This is a genomic window from Clostridium sp. Marseille-Q5894, assembly GCF_946902305.1.
GTDB lineage: Bacteria > Bacillota_I > Bacilli_A > Erysipelotrichales > Coprobacillaceae > Thomasclavelia.
This window is the reverse complement of sequence record NZ_CAMPPT010000006.1, coordinates 73,074-91,929: the sequence shown is the minus strand read 5'-3', so window position 1 is coordinate 91,929 and position 18,856 is coordinate 73,074. Positions and strand designations below refer to the sequence as shown.

The 18,856-nt window shown below is 29.3% G+C and carries 17 protein-coding genes and 1 pseudogene; 14 read left to right on the top strand and 4 right to left on the bottom strand.

Annotated features, from left to right (window positions below; translation table 11 throughout):
- Positions 1–63: 63 nt before the first annotated feature.
- A pseudogene (locus OC535_RS10185) lies at positions 64–1,767 on the top strand (ABC transporter ATP-binding protein).
- Positions 1,760–3,508: an ABC transporter ATP-binding protein gene (locus OC535_RS10180; protein WP_498823736.1), complete on the top strand. Its 1,749-nt coding sequence runs from the start codon at positions 1,760–1,762 to the stop codon at positions 3,506–3,508. Before OC535_RS10185 ends, OC535_RS10180 begins: the two are co-directional and overlap by 8 nt.
- Before the next feature lie 124 nt (positions 3,509–3,632).
- On the opposite strand, the gene OC535_RS10175 is transcribed toward OC535_RS10180, so the two are convergent.
- Positions 3,633–4,748, bottom strand: a complete 1,116-nt coding sequence (locus OC535_RS10175) for a 4-hydroxybutyrate dehydrogenase (protein ID WP_498823735.1) — start codon at positions 4,746–4,748, stop codon at positions 3,633–3,635.
- Between the two features lie 533 nt (positions 4,749–5,281).
- Between OC535_RS10175 and OC535_RS10170 the strand changes: the two genes are divergently transcribed.
- The 5 genes from OC535_RS10170 (at position 5,282) to OC535_RS10150 (ending at position 9,491) form a co-directional block, all read left to right on the top strand.
- Positions 5,282–5,773 (top strand): hypothetical protein, encoded by a 492-nt coding sequence (locus OC535_RS10170; protein ID WP_498823734.1) that lies wholly within the window; start codon positions 5,282–5,284, stop codon positions 5,771–5,773.
- 143 nt (positions 5,774–5,916) lie between these two features.
- Entirely contained in the window at positions 5,917–6,378 is a 462-nt protein-coding gene (locus tag OC535_RS10165; protein ID WP_227053719.1) for an RNA polymerase sigma factor, read from the top strand.
- Complete coding sequence (locus OC535_RS10160) at positions 6,375–7,301, top strand: hypothetical protein (RefSeq protein ID WP_498823733.1); 927 nt, start codon at positions 6,375–6,377, stop codon at positions 7,299–7,301. The genes OC535_RS10165 and OC535_RS10160 overlap by 4 nt, the downstream gene beginning before the upstream one ends.
- A gap of 370 nt (positions 7,302–7,671) precedes the next feature.
- Entirely contained in the window at positions 7,672–8,655 is a 984-nt protein-coding gene (locus OC535_RS10155; RefSeq protein WP_498823494.1) for an ISL3 family transposase, read from the top strand.
- Positions 8,652–9,491 (top strand): transposase, encoded by an 840-nt coding sequence (locus tag OC535_RS10150; protein WP_498823495.1) that lies wholly within the window; start codon positions 8,652–8,654, stop codon positions 9,489–9,491. Before OC535_RS10155 ends, OC535_RS10150 begins: the two co-directional genes overlap by 4 nt.
- Positions 9,492–9,549: 58 nt before the next feature.
- Here OC535_RS10150 and OC535_RS10145 read toward each other — a convergent pair whose 3' ends face one another.
- The gene (locus OC535_RS10145; RefSeq protein WP_498823732.1) at positions 9,550–11,454 is read right to left on the bottom strand and encodes an NAD(+) synthase; all 1,905 of its coding nucleotides are present in this window, start codon (positions 11,452–11,454) and stop codon (positions 9,550–9,552) included.
- 236 nt (positions 11,455–11,690) lie between these two features.
- Here OC535_RS10145 and OC535_RS10140 point away from each other — a divergent pair, with 236 nt between their 5' ends.
- From OC535_RS10140 to OC535_RS10130, 3 genes are all read left to right on the top strand, one after another.
- Positions 11,691–12,449, top strand: a complete 759-nt coding sequence (locus tag OC535_RS10140; RefSeq protein WP_024721259.1) for a formate/nitrite transporter family protein — start codon at positions 11,691–11,693, stop codon at positions 12,447–12,449.
- A 553-nt stretch (positions 12,450–13,002) separates the two neighbouring features.
- The gene (locus OC535_RS10135; RefSeq protein ID WP_024721260.1) at positions 13,003–13,737 is read left to right on the top strand and encodes a metallophosphoesterase; all 735 of its coding nucleotides are present in this window, start codon (positions 13,003–13,005) and stop codon (positions 13,735–13,737) included.
- 13 nt (positions 13,738–13,750) lie between these two features.
- Positions 13,751–14,503: a MurR/RpiR family transcriptional regulator gene (locus OC535_RS10130; RefSeq protein ID WP_498823731.1), complete on the top strand. Its 753-nt coding sequence runs from the start codon at positions 13,751–13,753 to the stop codon at positions 14,501–14,503.
- Between the two features lie 39 nt (positions 14,504–14,542).
- On the opposite strand, the gene OC535_RS10125 is transcribed toward OC535_RS10130, so the two are convergent.
- Positions 14,543–15,358 (bottom strand): Cof-type HAD-IIB family hydrolase, encoded by an 816-nt coding sequence (locus tag OC535_RS10125; RefSeq protein WP_498823730.1) that lies wholly within the window; start codon positions 15,356–15,358, stop codon positions 14,543–14,545.
- A 125-nt stretch (positions 15,359–15,483) separates the two neighbouring features.
- Here OC535_RS10125 and aroE point away from each other — a divergent pair, with 125 nt between their 5' ends.
- Genes aroE through OC535_RS10105 form a run of 4 tightly spaced genes read left to right on the top strand, consistent with a single transcriptional unit; the run spans position 15,484 to position 18,089 of the window.
- The gene (gene aroE / locus OC535_RS10120; protein ID WP_027089557.1) at positions 15,484–16,356 is read left to right on the top strand and encodes a shikimate dehydrogenase; all 873 of its coding nucleotides are present in this window, start codon (positions 15,484–15,486) and stop codon (positions 16,354–16,356) included.
- Complete coding sequence (gene rdgB, locus OC535_RS10115) at positions 16,353–16,940, top strand: RdgB/HAM1 family non-canonical purine NTP pyrophosphatase (protein WP_027089558.1); 588 nt, start codon at positions 16,353–16,355, stop codon at positions 16,938–16,940. The genes aroE and rdgB overlap by 4 nt, the downstream gene beginning before the upstream one ends.
- Entirely contained in the window at positions 16,940–17,449 is a 510-nt protein-coding gene (locus OC535_RS10110; protein ID WP_027089559.1) for a tRNA (cytidine(34)-2'-O)-methyltransferase, read from the top strand. Before rdgB ends, OC535_RS10110 begins: the two co-directional genes overlap by 1 nt.
- Positions 17,439–18,089 carry a TIGR01906 family membrane protein gene (locus OC535_RS10105; protein WP_027089560.1) on the top strand — a complete coding sequence of 217 codons (651 nt, stop codon included), beginning with the start codon at positions 17,439–17,441 and terminating at the stop codon, positions 18,087–18,089. Before OC535_RS10110 ends, OC535_RS10105 begins: the two co-directional genes overlap by 11 nt.
- Here OC535_RS10105 and OC535_RS10100 read toward each other — a convergent pair.
- Complete coding sequence (locus OC535_RS10100) at positions 18,079–18,777, bottom strand: restriction endonuclease (protein ID WP_027089561.1); 699 nt, start codon at positions 18,775–18,777, stop codon at positions 18,079–18,081. The genes OC535_RS10105 and OC535_RS10100 overlap by 11 nt on opposite strands.
- Between the last annotated feature and the right edge of the window lie 79 nt (positions 18,778–18,856).

The window sequence follows — 18,856 nt, the reverse complement described above, 5'->3', positions numbered from 1 at the left end:
GTGAAAAAAGAACAAACATGGATTCAAGCATTGTTATCATTTGCTTCGCGCTGTAAAGGAAAAATGATGATATCAGTACTTTGTTCGATTATTAGTGTATGCGGTGGATTTGTCCCTTTTATTGGGGTTTACCAAATTATAAAATTATTTATTGAAGGTGGGATAGATTCTTATAAAATATTATTTTGGTGTGGTATTAGTATTAGTGGATATATCGTCCGTTTAGTATTTTTTGCGATTTCAACGATTTTATCACATATTAGCGCTTATACTATTTTAGAGACGCTACGAATGGAGATTGCTGATAAATTAATGAAAGCGCCATTAGGTGATGTTATGAATCAAACGATCGGAAAAATAAAAAATGTAATTGTTGATCAAGTTGAATCAATTGAACCGCCTTTAGCACATTTTATTCCTGAAGCCACAGGAAATACAGTGGTTCCTCTAGGAATATTTATTTTTTTATTTATTTTTGATTGACGAATGGCATTAGCTACGATTCCTTTGGCACTGATACCTTTTAAGATCATGATGAGAAATTTTAATGAAAAATATGATGCCTATATGAAAGCAAACAATTATGTTAATAGTGTGATCGTCGAATATGTTGAAGGAATTGAAGTAGTTAAAGCATTCAATCAAACAAGCAGTTCTTATGAGAAATTTGCTAAAGCTGTTGATTCTTTTAAAGAATTTACGTTAGCATGGTATCAAAGCACGTGGAAGTTGATGTATCTAGCGTTTTCAATTCTACCATCAACATTGTTGGTTACTTTACCAGCAGGTTTATGTCTTTATGTTAATGACTCATTAACAGCTGCGCAGCTATGTATGTGTTTGATCTTATCATTAAGTATTATGGCACCATTGATGCGTTTACAAATATTTATTAATGATTTAAAAGTGATGGAATATGGAATTAAAGAAACTTTAGCGTTTATCAATATGCCTGAATTAAAAGATGCTAAAGAAAATGTTGTTTTAAAAAATTATGATATTGAATTAGAAAATGTTGATTTTTCATATACAGGTAAGGAAACTGATAATGTATTAAAAAATATTAATTTGAAGTTACCCCAAGGTACTTTTACAGCTTTAGTAGGACCTAGTGGCAGTGGTAAGTCAACGGTAGCGCGATTGATTGCCAGATTTTGGGATGTTAGCAGGGGCTGTATTAAAATAGGTGATAAAAAAATTGAAGATATTCCTTTAAAACAATTATCTAAGCTGGTCAGCTTTGTGACTCAGGATAATTTTCTGTTTAATTGTTCACTAAAAGAAAATATTCGACTTGGCAATCTTCAAGCTAGTGATGAAGAAGTTTATGAAGCTGCTAAAGCTGCTTGTTGTGATGAATTTATTGCAAAGTTAGAAAATGGTTATGAAACTTCTGCTGGTGATGCTGGAAAGAAATTGTCTGGTGGTGAAAAGCAGCGAATCGCAATTGCACGAGCAATTTTAAAGCAAGCTCCAATTGTTATTCTTGATGAAGCCACAGCCTTTACTGATCCTGAAAATGAAGATAAGATTCAAAAATCTATTATGGCGCTTACTAAAGGGAAAACATTACTTGTTATTGCTCATCGATTATCAACGATTCAAAATGCCGATCAAATCGTTTTGTTAAAAGATGGTCAAGTCGATGCAATTGGAACACAAGATGAGTTATTGCAAAACAGTTCACTATATGCAGATATGTGGAAAGCGCATATTGGTGCTAAAGTCTGGTCAGTATCAAAAAAAGGGGTGAAGGAGTATGTTTAAAACGACAAGAAGGATCATTCAATGGTGTCACGAGTATAAAAAAAGAATGTATCTAGGATTTGTTTGTGCCTTTTTTGCAACGTGGTTTGGAGCAGCACCAACGATAGTAGCTGCTTATGTATTAGGAGAAGTAATTGATAGTAGTAAATACAAACAGCCATTTGATAATAATTTAATTATTTTATCTTTTCTTGGTATCGTTATTTTAGTCTTATTACGTTATGTTTTTACGTATTGGCGAGCTAAATTACAAGAAAGTATTGGTTATGAGATTGCTGCAAAACAAAGAATAAAAATTGGTGATGTTTTAAAACGAGTATCTTTAGGCTATTTTCAAAAAAATAGGGCAGGAGATATTTTAAGTACCGTGACGACAGAATTATCGGCATTAGAACTGCAGGGAATGAAAATGATCAATGAAGTTGTTAATGGTTATATTAATGTTGCAGCTTGTATTATTTGTTTGGCTTTTTTTAGCATTAGTGCTGCATTAGTAGCGATTGCTGGAGTTGTTTTATCATTAGTTTTTTTACATGGAATAACTTGTCAAAGTGAAAAAAATGCACCGATTAATGAAAAGGCAGTAGAGGAAATGTCAAATGCTGTTATTGAATATGTCCGTGGTTTACCAATAGTTAAATCATTTGGACAAGAAGGAGCATCAATTGCAAGTATGAAAAAGGCTTGTCATGATAGTAAAAAAATTAATATTAAGATTGAAATGGGTTTTACCCCTTATAATTGTTTACATTTATTTGTATTAAAGTTAGCTTCTGTATGTTTAGTTTTAATAACTGCTTTGATGACTTATCAAGGAGAAATGGAATTACCTATCATGTTGATGTTTTGTATGTTTTCTTTTACTATTTTTGGTAGTGTAGAGTCCGTAAATGATTCTGCTCATGTACTAGGAGTTATTGATTCTGCTATGGACAAACTTGAAGCAATTGAACAGGCTAATTATATTGATAAAAATGGTAAAGAAATAAAGTTAAATAGTTTTGATATTGAATTTGATCATGTATCTTTTGGTTATGATTCACGAGAAATTTTGCATGATATTTCATTTAAAATTCCTCAAAATACGACTACAGCAATTGTTGGTCGTTCTGGAAGCGGGAAATCTACATTATGTAGTTTATTAGCAAGATTTTATGATGTTGATCAAGGAGCTATTAAAATCAATGGAATAAATATTAAAAAGTTTACTTGTGATTCTTTACTTAGTAATGTGAGTATGGTTTTTCAAAATGTGTATTTATTTCATGATACCATTAAAAATAACATTAAGTTTGGTAAGAGCAATGCTAGTGACGAAGAAATTATTGCAGCTGCAAAAAAAGCACGCTGTCATGATTTTATTATGACATTGCCTGATGGCTATAATACGATTATTGGTGAAGGTGGTTCTTCTTTATCTGGAGGTGAAAAACAACGAGTTTCGATTGCTCGGGCTATTCTTAAAGATGCTCCGATTATCATCCTTGATGAAGCAACAGCAAGTATTGATCCTGAAAATGAGCATTTGATTCAAGAAGCAATCAGCGAATTAACAGATGGTAAGACAATTATAACGATTGCCCATCGTTTAGCAACAATTCAAAATGCAGATAAGATTCTTGTTATTGATGAGGGAAAAGTTGTGCAACAAGGTATTCATCATGAATTGATTGAACAAGAAGGAATTTATAAGCGTTTCATTGAAATCAGAGAAAAAGCTGAAGGTTGGAGAATCAATTAAAAATTTATAACATTAAGAATAGGAAGCTAAAATTTTCTATTCTTTTTAGTATAATAAACTGCTAGAACATTTAAAGAATTAGTTAAAATGAAAAGGGTTCATATGAACCCTCATAAGTTTGTTTCTAATATAATTCTTGATAAATTTGATATATTTGCTGTCGGTTTAAAGGAACAAAATTATTAGCCATTAAGCGTTCCTGAGTATTTATAACATTATCAGTAAAATCATTAAGGTCTTGTTTTGTTACACCATATTCATGAAGTGCTTTTTTGGGTAAGATTTGATTTAATAGAGCTTCTAGTTTATCATAAACTATGTCAGTATTACAATTTAATAGATTAGCTAGATATTTTTCCATTACAGCAAGTTCACCATCAGTCTTGATCTTCTTATAATTTTTTAATACACCAGTGAAAATAGCGTAATTACTTTCACCATGAGGAACATGATAAGTACCACCAAGTGGGTAACTTAATGCATGAACAGCAGCACATCCGGCAGTTCCAAAGGCTAATCCAGCAAAATTACTAGCAGTTAAAAAATCACTCATTAAATCAGGTAAAATTTCTTTTCCTTGATCAACTAATTTTTGGTAAGAAGTGATGATCATTTCAATAGCTTTATAACCAAAAAGCTTTGTATAAGCAGTTGCTTTAGGTGACAAGCTTGATTCTACAGCATGAACTAGAGCATCGATAGAACTAGTTGCAAAAACTTTAAAGGGTAGAGTTTTTAATAATTCAGGAATTAAGATAGCATAATCTGCAAACATATTAGAAGATGTCAAGCCCATTTTTACGCCTAAACGAGTACGATTGATGATTGAAATATTAGTTACTTCACTACCAGTACCACAAGTAGTAGGAATGATCAATAATTGATGATACTTAGTTAGTTCATTTTTATGTTCATACAAATAATCTACATTATTTCCTTTAGTTACTGCCAGTATTTTAGCAATATCAATGACGGTTCCACCACCAATAGCAATCAAACGATCATAATTATTTTTAGAAGCATCTTGAATAATAGCATCAACCATAATATCTGTAGGTTCACCGTTACCATAATTTTCCTGATAAATAATTGCAGCTGGACAATTTTCTTGATCAAAATACGGGTCAAAGATATATTTGTTTGTAAGAATAAGATCTTTATTTGTAAGATTAAATTCATCGATAAATTCTTTGCACGTATTAAATTTATAAAGTTTTGGTTTAAAAATGATTTGTTCCATACATATCCTTCTTTCTTTGTGACCATCTATCTTTATTACTTGGTTTTTCAAATTTGTAAGACGAGTATAGCTTAGATTTTCCAAATATTGTTGTTTTCTTAGCTAATGCACATCAATGATAAAATCGTTGTCTAAACTATAACAGCAATGTACGATTCATAATAGTTCTTTATGAATAGTTAAGATGTTTTAAAATAACGATTAACCTTTATTAATTGATATGTTTGTCAATGAGTAACAGCAATACCTTTTTGTTCTGGTCACTTTAATAATATCATTTTTCTTGTCTTCTGCAATAATTCATATTAATTTTTTATTTTATCTTTATCGACTCTCGGTTTATTTTCTATTATATCTTACAGCAAATTCTTATAAATAAGCTTTTTTATGATTTAATTAACCTATTTTTATTAGTAAAAATCAAGTATTAAAATATTTACATTATGTCTCATACAGTATAGACTAATATTATCTATTTAAAATATGTGATATAAATAATAAATTTTGATATTAGTTGTGGAGTTGTTTTGGATATGTTGGAAAAAGTAAAGAAAGTTATTATTGATTTTAATTCTAATAAAATTAATAGAAATATTTTAATATGGTATATCTGTTCATTTGGTCTTGTTTTTTTGTACTGTTTGATAAATCGTAAATTAGATTTTCGCGTTTATTTTCACCCATTAATTAGTATCTTTATAAACATCCTGCTTATAATAAATTTCTTGATTTTACCATCTGTTTTTATAATAATTGATATTTTAAAAGAAGAAAGATCAATCATTAAAATAATATTAAAGACCATTATAACAGGAACTGGGTTTAGTATAATTACGATTATCATCCTTTTTTCTTTTTCTATTTTTAATAAAGCGATATTTAATATTGATACGACGAAAATTGAATTTAATAATGATAAAATATATGTTGAATATAGGGTCTGGCTTGAAAGCAGTAATCATGTAGATGTATATGAAACAGATAAAATATTTTTTGTTAGAAGGGTTAATAGCTATAAATTATAGAGGTTTAGTTATGTGCTATTAAGCTAAAAATCAAGTTTTGATTGATAAAAAACAACCTGGTAATTGAAATAGGTTGTTTTTTATTTATATTTTGTCACTATTTATGGTATTGAATTGTTAGTTTAGTGAAGGGAGGAGAATTAATGGATGAAATTGAATTCGAACGGATATTTGAATGTTATAGTCAAATGGTATATAAGATTGCATTTTTATATTTGAAAAATGAGGCTGATGCATTAGATATTGTTCAAAATACTTTTTTTAAGCTACTAAAGAAAAAGGATTTTAATAATGAGGAACATATAAAAAGATGGCTGCTTAGAATTACTGTCAATTTATGTAAAAATAATTTAAAAAGTTATTGGCAGAGAAATGTTGTTTCTTTTGAAGAAAAATATTATTTTCAAAATAATAGAGATTTAAATTTGCAGGAACTAATATTTAAATTATCTCCTAGATACAAAGGTGTGGTTCACTTATATTATTACGAAGGTTATTCTGTAAAAGAAATAGCTGCAATTTTGAAAATTAGTGATTCAGCGGTTAAACAGCGTTTAAAACGAGCACGTGAGAAATTGAAGATAGAACTGGAGGTAGGATCATGATGGCTGATGATTATAAAAAGATTATTGATAGAATAAATATTTCTGAGCAAAAACTCGATCAAATTAAAATCAAGATTTTAACAAAAAAAAGCAGTAAGCGTAAATTGGTATTATATCCAGTAATAGCAGCTATTATAATAGCTGGAATAATGTATTTTGATTTAGGATTAAATAATGATATCAAGACTAATGATAATAATTATTTTATTACCAATATTTATGCTAATAGCCAAAGTTATGAATTAAATGATGATGATATAACTATAGATATGAGCACAGATATGTTTGGATCATACTGGCAGTATAATCGAAAAAGAGCATTCTTGCCATTTGATATACGAGTTATAGGACATAATATAAATAAAATAACTTATGAAATTGAAAGTGGAAATATTGATTTATATCGAGTAATATCATTAGATCTACTTGAAGACAATTTGATAGATTTAAAAAATAACAATAATATAAATATGCAGTATAAACTGTTTGACCAGTTACGTGAAAGTGATAAGCTGATTTTAAAAAGCTGGTATAACATAGAAGCAGATGAACTAGAAGAATATTATAATGAAGATGTTTTGAAAATTGAAAAGACATGTTTAGAAGGATTAGAAAGTGCAGATTATAGTCAAGATAGTATAAAAAAATATGGTTGGTTATTTTGGATTAGAATCAAACAAGGAAAAGAGATGTCTATATTATATAATCAACAAGATAGATTAAATTATAGAAGTATGATATATACTCCTTTAAATATTGATGATTTAAGTATAACTGATCAAGAGATAAAAAAAGAAGTTATACAAGTATTACAAACTTGTAAAATTAAAATGTTGATAGAATATAATAATGGAATTATTAAAGAAAGAATGATTACTTTTAAAGAGGATAATAATAAAATTTATTTGAAAATCAATGAATAGATGATCTCATCAATTTAAAATAATATAATGGTTTTGTAGTTAAGACCAGTTTATATTAGAACACTATTATATGAGGTGAAATTTAAATCGCTACATTTTTAAAATCTTTTAATAAGATGTCTCTATAGTAAAGATTTTCTTTTATTAATATGATTAATAATGTAATTTTTTTCTTCAGTTGTTAAAGAATCAGTATTGATATAAAAACGATTGATTCTTTTAAAAAACAGATATCTTTTTACTGAGGTTCTTACTCGCTTATGGGTAAATGAACTTATTAGACAGCACAAGAAATTGTGCTGTTTTTCTTTAGTTTGTATTTCTTGTTTTTGGGCATTTTGATACAATATATGTATGGATGGTGATACATATGAAATATAATGAAATCAGTTTGAATGAAAAAATCTTTGGTAATGACTTCATTGTCTATGACTGGAAAGAATCAGATAATAAAATCATAATATATGTGAAAGCGACTTCTCATGATGATGTATGTCCTGTATGTGGTTCTCCTACAAGTTCTTTACATAATACCTATCATAGAATGATTCAGGCTTATCCTGTTAGAAATAAAACAACTTTTATTGATGTGATTGCTTATAAATATGACTGTACTAATGACAAATGCAATAGAAAGGTTATTATGCAGAATCTTCCTTTTGTTTCTCCCTCTCAAAGAAGAACATATGAGCTTAACTGTCTTATCCTTGCAGTTTCTCTCTTTTTAAGCAATGAAGGTGCCAGTAAAGTACTGAAACTTCTTGGGGTCAATGTAAGCAATGACTCTATCAAACGCCTGACTGATAAGATCATTATTGAAGATGACCCTGATGTCGAGTCTATTGGAATAGATGATGTGGCGATGAGAAAAGGAAAGGCTTATGCAACTGCCATATATGATATGGAAGATCATCATCTTATTGCGCTTTTAGATGGAAGAGATAAGGAAACAGTTGTTGAATGGCTAAAAAATCATCAAAAAATAAAGATTGCCACACGTGACAGAGCAAGTGCATACGCTTCTGCAATCAGTGAAGTTTTACCTGAATGTATCCAGATTGCAGACAGATTTCATCTTCTTCAAAATTTAATTGACAGAATAAAAGATATTTTTAAAACGGAAATACCGGAAACAGTATTCATAAAAGATGGAAAGGTACTGGAAGAGGAACCTCAAAAGGTTCCAGCATTAAAAATCGATCCAAATTCAAAGGAACTTGAAAAATATGACTATGACAACAGTATGCCAGTTGATAAAGAAGGAAATATGATTGATTTTGATGCGGTATGTTATGATAAAAACGATAAACAACACAGACAGCAGGCTGAAAGCCGTAAAAAAAACAGAAAATGATCATTGACATTCAAAAAAGATGGGAGGAACTCGAAAAAAAGAAATACACAACAATAGCTAAAGAATTTTCAATATCAAATATTGTAGCTAAAAAATATGTAAATATGAGTGAAGAGGATATTCAATTGTTGGACAGTCCAAAGAAATACAAACAAAGAAAAACAGCTACAGATGACTATATCAATATGATCTATAAAATGATCCTGGATGGAATAAAGCCAGAAATAATCTTTAGCTATGTCATTATGAAAGGATATAAAGGTACGTGGAAGTCATTGGATAACAGAATTGTATACTTATTAAAAAATAATTTTAGTATTTCTCTTTCAATGGGGTGGTATATTAAGTATAAATATCCAGATAATATCATCATCATAAAAAGAAATGAAATATTAAAATACATAACAACTAAAAATGAGAAAACAAAGAAAAATAAAACAGTTGAAAAAAACATTCAAATAATCAAGGAAAGATATCCAATTATAACTGAACTAGAAAAAATATATGATTCGTTTTACAGCACGATCAAGGAGGCAGATACTGATCAGCTAGATAAGTTTATTGATAATTATAGAGAATCAGTATTAAAAGGATTTATAGAAGGTATAGAAAAAGATATTGCCCCGATCAAGAACGCAATATCTTATCCATATAGTTCGGGATTTGTTGAAGGAAACAACAACAAATTCAAACTCATCAAACGTATTTTATATGGAAGAAGTAAAATAGTCAATCTTTTTAGGAAATGTTACATACCATTTTTAATGAATAATAAAGATTTTAAGCTAATTGATATTTTAGAACACAAAAACAGCACAATTTCTTGTGCTGTCTAATAAGTTCATTTACCCATAAGCGAGTAAGAACCTTAAACAAACGACTACCTTTTTAGGATTATAATTCTTCAATTTCTTTGATCCATTCTTTTACATTAGCATCACTAGGCATTCGCCAGTCACCACGTGGTGATAGAGAAACAGTACCAACTTTAGGACCATCAGGGATACAGCTGCGTTTAAATTGTTGACTAAAGAAGCGCCAGTAAAATTTAGTAAGCCATTTTTTGATCGTTTCATCATTGTATTTGTCTTTAAATGCAAGTTTAGTTTTTCTAAATAGCTTACGTGGTTCATCACCAAAACGAACCATGTGATAAATAAAGAAATCGTGTAATTCATAAGGACCAACGATATCTTCTGTTTTTTGTACGATCTTGTCATTTTCTTGTGGCAATAGCTCAGGAGAAACTGGTGTATCTAAAACATCTTTTAAAATTGTTTCCAATTTTTGACCGTGATATAAACTAGCAACATAATCGACTAAATAACGAACTAAAGTTTTTGGTACTGAAACATTGACAGCATACATACTCATATGATCACCATTATATGTAGACCACCCCAATGCTACTTCTGATAAATCACCGGTTCCGATAACTAAACCACCAACTTGATTAGCTTTATTCATTAGAATCTCAGTTCTTGTTCTTGCCTGGACGTTTTCATATGTCACATCATGAATATTTTCATCTTGCTGGATATCTTTAAATTGAACTCTTACAGATTCAGTAATATCGATATCGTAGCTAGTAACATTTAATTCTTCCATTAAACCTAAAGCATTATTTTTAGTTCTTGATGTTGTTCCAAAACATGGCATCGTAATAGCAATAATATTTTTAGTATCATAATTCAACTTTTTAAATGCCATCGTACAGACAAGCAAAGCCAATGTTGAATCTAATCCACCAGATATTCCAATTACCGCTTTTTTAATATTGGTTGCTTGTAATCTTTGCATTAAACCACGCGTTTGAATATCAAATACTTCTTTACAACGTTTTTCTCTTAACCTAAAATCACTAGGAACAAAAGGATGAGGATCATAGTAATAGGTCGTATCTAGATCGATATTAGTTGATTCAAAGAAAATAGTTTCATAAGTATTTAATGATTTAAATGTGGTCATTTTGCGTCTTTCACTAGATAGTTTTTTTAGATCAAGATCACCATAAATGATTTCACTATCAAAACCATGACTCTCTTTGATCATCGTTCCATTTTCACTGATAATATGATGACCACTAAATACGACATCAGTCGTACTTTCACCATTGCCGGCATTACTATATACATATCCACAAATCAAACGAGCTGATTGTGAATTTACTAATAAATGGCGATAATCTTTTTTACTAGTAACTTCATTACTAGCTGAAGGATTTAAAATTAAAGTTGCACCGTTTAAAGCTAAATTAATACTAGGAGCGTTTGGTAACCACAAATCTTCACAAATTTCAACTCCAAATTTAAATTCTGGATTAGTTGCGGAAGCAAAAATATAGTTTTTTCCAAAAGGAATTTTTTGATTATTAAAAATAATTGTCGTATTTTCCTCTGGTGCAGGTTCAAAACGTCTAGCTTCATAAAATTCTTGATAATTAGGTACATGTGTTTTAGGAACTAACCCTAATAATTTACCCTGATGAATAACTGCAGCTACATTATATAAACTATTTAGATGTTGAAAAGGCATTCCAACAACAACAATAATATCTTTATTGATTGTTTCATCAATAATGATCGCTAATTGTTTTTTAGCCTCATTTAATAACCGATCTTGGTTAAATAGATCTTCACAAGTATATCCCGTCAAACATAATTCTGGAAATACTAAAACTTTAGTGTTATTTTCATAAGCTTGATTGATTAATTCACAAATATGTAAACTGTTATTTTTTACGTTAGCAATGCTTGTATCAAATGAAGCAGCAGCAACACGTATATATCCGTCTTTCATTATATCTCCTCCAATGTTTATATTGTACACTTTATATTATTTCTTAACAATGAATAATTGTTTTTTTTAAGAAAATCGAAGATAAAAAGATAGTATTTCCTGGGAAATTGTTTAAAATTGCGATATATTTAATTTCGTATATAAGCCTATAATTTTAAAGCATAGCTAAGAATTGATGGTTTGTTGAATTTAGGGGAAATATGGTTTATAATTATATATATTTGGAGGGCTTTTCTATGAGTTTTGAAATGTTATCAAATTTAGGGATAAAAAAATATGAAATGTGTCGTGACGAACCAGGACGTTTTTTTGCACGTTCGATAGTAGCTGGTCTTTATTTAGGGTTAGCGACGGTTCTATCGGTTACTTTAGGAACGTTATTGTTTCAAAGTAATTTAATTGCTTCTAAGATTGCTGTAGCGGCATCTTTTGGAATCGGATTAGTTATTATCGTTATTTTGGGGTCTGAGTTATTCACAGGAAATTGTTTTACAACGATGATACCAGTATATGGTAAAAAGTTAAAATTTACCCAGATCATTCCTATGTGGATCATTTGCTATATCGGGAATTTTATTGGTATTGCACTAATTTGTTTTTTATTTGTTAAAAGTGGCAGCAATCATGATTTATTTGTTACTTATATTGAAAGCATTGTTAGTGGTAAGTTAACATTTGATGTATTAGAATTATTTATTAAAGGTGTTTTATGTAATTTTATCGTCTGTGTTGGGGCATATGTTGGAATGAAGATGCAGGATGATACAGCAAAAACAATTATTATGATGATTGTTGTAATGGCGTTTGTTTTACCAGGTTTTGAACATAGTATTGCTAATATGGGATATTTTACATTAGGAATAACAGGATTAGGAACAAGTTTTGACTGGTCATTATTACCTTTACATATGTTGATTGCAACGTTAGGTAATATTGTTGGTGGGGGAATATTATTAGGATTCCCGCTATATATGATGATAAAACCAAAGAAATAAATCTTCAGGTTAACTGGAGATTTTTTAGTAGTAAGATAATCAATTATCGATGGGATATAAGAATATAAAGTAAATAAAATGATAAAATTTCTTGATTTTTTTTTATAATTGAGTAAAATATACTTGTAAATTAGGTATTCTAAAAGAAAAGGAAGAGGTGCGACTCTTCCTTTTCGCTGTTTTACGGGCTATTATTCTAATTAAATCCGTTTAGAATTAATTAGATATAAAATTAGAAATAATATTATTAGGTATTCCATAATTGGAAACTCTACTATTTTTAATATAAGCCCGCTGGAATATGTTAACCATACGTTTCCTCCTTCCATTAAAACAGCAGGCAGCTACCTGCTTATATTTTATCATGGTAGATATGTTTTTTTGTCTCAACTTTGTTCCATGTTTGTCTTACAATTATCTTATTTTGAAAGTGTTTAGAAATTTCAAGAACTTAGTTTTAAAATTTGGATTATTTTTAATCTTAAAAGATAAAAAGATGGAGTTTAAAAAAGATTAGAATAATGATAAACTTAAGATAAGAAGGGGTGATAGTATGCCTAAAAATATTTATGTCCTTTCAGATCTGCATGGTCACTATGACATATTTATTAAAATGTTGGAAAAAATAAAATTTTGTCAAGATGATGTATTGTATATTTTAGGTGATTGTTGTGACCGGGGACCTGACAGTTTAAAGATATATTTATATATTCAAAAATTTAAAAATATTCATTTGATTAAAGGAAATCATGAAATTATGATGCGCGATGCTTTTAAAGTTGATGATCCTGCTTCTTCACAAAGAAGAATGTGGTTTCAAAATGGTGGTAATAAAACTTGTACAAGTTATCATCAATACTTACATAAAAAGGCTTTTGATGAATATGATTATAAAGTTTTAAAAGCGGCTTTTTATAAAATGATGATTGAATATATAGATAGTTGTCCGTCGTTTATTGAAATTAATTGTAATGATCAGGATTATGTTTTAATTCATGCGGGAATTAATCCTGAAAAAGGTTTATATGAACAAACAGAAGAAGAATGTGCCTGGATGCGAGAATATTTTTTTATGTCCAAAGGACTGGATGATAAGATCATTATTTTTGGTCATACGCCAACATGTTATATCCATCAAAATGGTGAGTGTTTTGATGTTTGGTATGATCCGGTTTTTAAAGATAAGATTGGGATCGATGGTGGTTTGGGGCCGTTTGAAAATGGACAGTTAAATTGTATGTGCTTAAATACGATGGAAGTTTTTGTGATAAAAAAAGGTGAGCTATAATGGGAGGAAGATTATGAATTTATTATTGAGTAGAATATTAACATATTTAAATGGGACATTGATATATGATCAGCATTATCGTTTTTGTAAATTTGTTATTTATAATTATTTAGAATTAGAAGATATGACTTTTAGTGAAGTGATTGAAAAAAGCGGTATTAGCGAAGCAGATGTTTTAAGCTTTTGCGATTTACTAGGATTTAATAATTATGAGAAGTTTAAAGCGCGTTTAATTAGAGATCATATGATTCGTTTGGATCAAATTCGGGCACGGATGTTAGGTGTAAGTAGTGAAAAATTAATTGCGGGAATGGAAAAATCATGTTCGAATGAAACTATGAAAGAGTATATTTCAATTATTTGTGAAGCAATTTTTAAAGCAAAAAGAGTTATTTTGATTGGGGCTTTATATCCAATGTCGATTGCGGTTGAATTTCAAACTGATTTAGTTAGTTTTGGTAAACCAGTAATTCAATATCATAGTTTTGATCAAAATATTAAATTTGATCAAGAAGATGTAATAATTTTTATCTCGGCTACTGGACGGGCGATGAATTCTTTTATGCAAATCCAAAAGGAAGAAGATGTTGATTTAGCGACATCGATTCTTATAACTCAAAATAAGAATTATGCTTTTGGAAAACATAAAATTGCAGATTATGTAATCCAGGTTCCAGGTAAGTTTGATGGAATTGATTTTAATTATCAGATCATGACGATTTGTGATCTGCTTAGAGTCCACTATTATCAACAATATTATTTATAATGTTTAAAAAAGGTTTTTACTGATCTTAGTAAAAACCTTTTATCGAATCAAATAATTTTCAATTGCTTCTTTACAGCCATCATGATTATTATCACTTACAATAACATCACAAATTTCTTTAATCTCATCATTGGCATTTTGCATTGCAACTGCTAAGCCTGCTGTTTTTAAAACATCATAATCATTATTAGCATCACCTACAGCAATAGTTTCATCTAATTTAAGATCTAAATAATCACATAATTTAATTAATCCACTTGCTTTAGTAACATTTAAAGGCGAAATTTCTAAAGATGTTGTTTCAGCTAATGCGAATGTAAGCGGCAGATCTTTTAATAATTGATAACTTTTTTTGCGTGCTTCTTCGTTTAGATGATAAAGATTGATTTTTTCAATCATTTTATCTTTAGAAAAGCTATAAATATCATCGACAATTGTAGTAACTCGTTGAAACATTGGTTGATATATTCCCATATGATATCTTGCCATTTCGCTAAGATTCTTTTTAGAAACAATGGAAGAACCATTATTAAAAAGATGAACCATTATATCACTTTGACTAGCTACCGCCATTATTTTATCAACTATATTAAATGGTATATATTCCTGGTGAATTATTTTTCTATTTTTTAAATCATAGACTAAAGCTCCACTTTCTAAAACTCCATATTGGATATCACAAATTTCATTTTCATAATCTTTTAATTCAGCTAAACCTCTTCCTGTTGATAAAACAACATACTTATTTAAGGATGTTGCTTTTTTTATTGCTGCGATAGTTGGTTTTGAAATCTTTTTTTGACTATTTAGTAATGTGCCATCCATATCCAAAGCAATCAATTCATAATTAGACATACATTAATTTCCCCTTTCTGATAATTTATATTATAATAGATAAAAAAAATAAAATATATTTTTTTCTAAAACTGCAAACTTAATTACAGATATGCTATAATAACCACAAAATACGGAGGAATATCATGAAATCAAAAATAAGTGCAACAACTAGTTTATATGCTTTTATTGCGAGTCCAGCTCATCATTCTAAATCACCAGCGATGCATAATTGTGCTTTTAAAGAATTAAATATCGATAGCGTTTATTTAGCGTTCGATATTAAAAGTGAAGTGCTCGAAGCAGCTGTTAAAGGTTTAAAAGCTTTAAAAGTAAAAGGGGCGAATGTCTCGATGCCACATAAGCAGACGATCATTCCTTATTTAGATAATATTTCAACAGTATCGAGATTATGTAATGCTGTTAATACAATTAAATTAGAAGATGATAAATATTACGGTACTATTACTGATGGTGTTGGCTTTATTAAAAGCTTGGAAGAACAAAACTGGTCAATTAAAAATAACAAAATTACAATGGTTGGAGCTGGTGGCGCTGCTACTGCGATCATGGTTCAAATGGCTATGGATGGAGCAAAAGAGATCGTTATTTATAATCGTAGTCAACGGCCTGAATTTATAGAAATCATCAATAATACGATCGAAGAAACTAATTGTAAGATTACATTTAAATCATTAAGTGATTTAAATGCCTTAAAACAAGATATGCATGATAGCTATTTGTTTATTAATACTACCGGAGTAGGAATGGAACCGATGCTTGATCGATCAGTTGTTCCTGATGAATCATATTTTGTTCCCAGTTTAAAAGTAGCTGATATTATATATCAGCCAGCAGTTACAAAAATGCTGCAAATGGCTAAGAATAAAGGCTGTGAAATAATGAATGGAGAATTGATGTTATTGTATCAGGGTGCGGAGTCTTTTAAAATTTGGACGGGGCAGGATATGCCAATCAACAAAGTTAAAGAAGTTTTAGGAATCGAGGTAAAAGAATGAAAGAGTTAATCGTTGCTTCAACAAATCAAGGAAAAATCAAAGAAATTAGAGCAATGTTGAAAGATATCGATATTGAAGTATTAGCAATGAATGATGTTTTAGATGATGATATTGAAATTGAAGAAAATGGCACAACTTTTAAAGAAAATGCCTTGATCAAAGCGAGTACGATTGCCAAGATCGTAAATAAACCAGTCTTAGCTGATGACAGTGGTTTAGAAGTTGATGCTTTAGATAAACAGCCGGGAATATATTCAGCTCGTTTTTTAGGTGCCGATACTAGTTACGAGATAAAAAATCAATATATTATCGATGCTGTTAAAGATAAAGATCGTAAAGCTCGTTTTGTTTGTGCAATGGCTTTAGTGATTCCTGGTCAAGAACCGATTTTAATCGAAGAGACAATGGAAGGAATGATCAATGATAAAATAGAAGGTGAAAATGGTTTTGGTTATGACCCAATTTTCTATTTCCCTCCTTGTAAGATGACTTCTGCGATGATGTCAATGGAAGAAAAAAATAAACACTCACATCGTGCAAAAGCTTTAAAAAAGTTATATACAATTTTAAAGGAGATATTATAATGAATCATATTGTTTTAGTACATCCCGCAATTCCTCAAAATACGGGAAATATCATGCGAACTTGTGTTGCTACAAACACTAGTCTTCATATCATTAAACCAATGAGCTTTGATTTAGATGATAAAAAAATGAAACGGGCTGGTTTGGATTATGTTAAAGATCTAGATCTACATGTTTATGACAGTTATGAAGAGTTTGAACAAAATAACCCTGGTGAATATCATTTTTTTACCCGTTATTCAAATATATGTTTCACTGATCAGGACTTTAGTGATAACAGCAAAGAGCACTACTTATTTTTTGGTCATGAACATGATGGAATCCCTAAGGAAATCTTGACTAAGCATTTAGAGCGTTGTTTAAGAATCCCAATGAGTGATAAAGTTAGAAGTTTGAATTTATCAAATTGTGCGGCTATTTGTATATATGAAGTTTTAAGACAGCAAAATTATCCCGATCTTTCTAAAGTAGAGGTTCAAAAGGGAGAAGACTTTTTATATGAGTTATAGTAAAAAAGATATTTTTTTATCAATCATGTTAATGCTTTTTATTATTACATTAGCAATAGTCTTTACAGTCTTTTTTAAACAGTTATATTATTTTGATATTGATTATTTGCATATTGATACTCTCAGTGGTATGAGTGAAAAGGTGATCAAAGAAAATTATGATATTTTGATCAATTACCAGTCTATTTTTTATCAGGGGGCTTTAAGCTTACCTGATTTTACGATGTCAGCTAGTGGAAAAATTCATTTTCAAGAAGTTAAAGTTATTTTTGAAGTGATTCAAATTACAATGATTATCAGTGGCTCAATAGCTATTTTGATGATGATTAGGCGTTTAAAGGAAAAAGAGTATCGCTTTTTTAAATTGACAGGGATGTTGACGATCATCATTCCGGCGATGTTAGGATTTGTGGTAGCATTAGATTTTGATCGTGCTTTTGTCATATTTCATAAAATAGTATTTAGAAATGATTTTTGGATATTTGATTATCGAAGCGATCCGGTAATTAAGATTTTACCCGAAACGTTTTTTATGCACTGTTTTATCTTGATCGTTGTAATTGTTATTATGCTGGCACTATTTTGTTTACTTTTTTATAAGTATAAACAAAAGCAAATAATAAACGATACTAATCTATAGTATCGTGGTAATCATGGATGAGATATTTAGGCTTTGTTTTTAACGAAGCCTTTGTTTTATCTTTGATAATTTTAATGATAATGCTAATAAAGAAAAATAAACTAATTAGTAAAGGAATCAAAAAAGATTCTTTTTTTATTGTTCCATAAAACAATAAAAGGGTTATCAATAATGAAATAAGAGGATAATAGAATGGTAATGATTTAGTTAGTAATTTAGATTTTTTCAAAAAATAACATAACGTTTCATGATCCCATAGCTCTACTTCATTATTTTTAGCGAGATTTATGGCTGCTTTAGAAAATGTGTTATTAGTAAAAACTACGGGAATATCACAATTATAATATGTACAGCCGCTTATAGCTTCCTGGATAGCCTTGATTCCAACAGGTTTATTATAACGTTTGCATTGAATTGCATAAGTATAATTATTTTTTGTAGCAATGACATCAATACCATAATCATTGCTGCTTTTTGATATTGATACATTTTTAAAACTATTTTTTTCTAATAGTAGTTTAGTAAAAGATTCGAATTGGTAGCCATCAAGATTATTGATATATTCAAGATCAAAATTATTAAAATAAATATTTTTAATAATGTGATAAATAACTTTAATGATGGCATTTATTATTTTAAAAGGCAGGATGATGATGTTATTGATCAACCAGACAAATATTAATTTCATTCATACACCTCCATTTGGACATTATAACATGATAAATGACAAAATTGTAAGATTATGTAATTTACTTCGATGGTTTTTC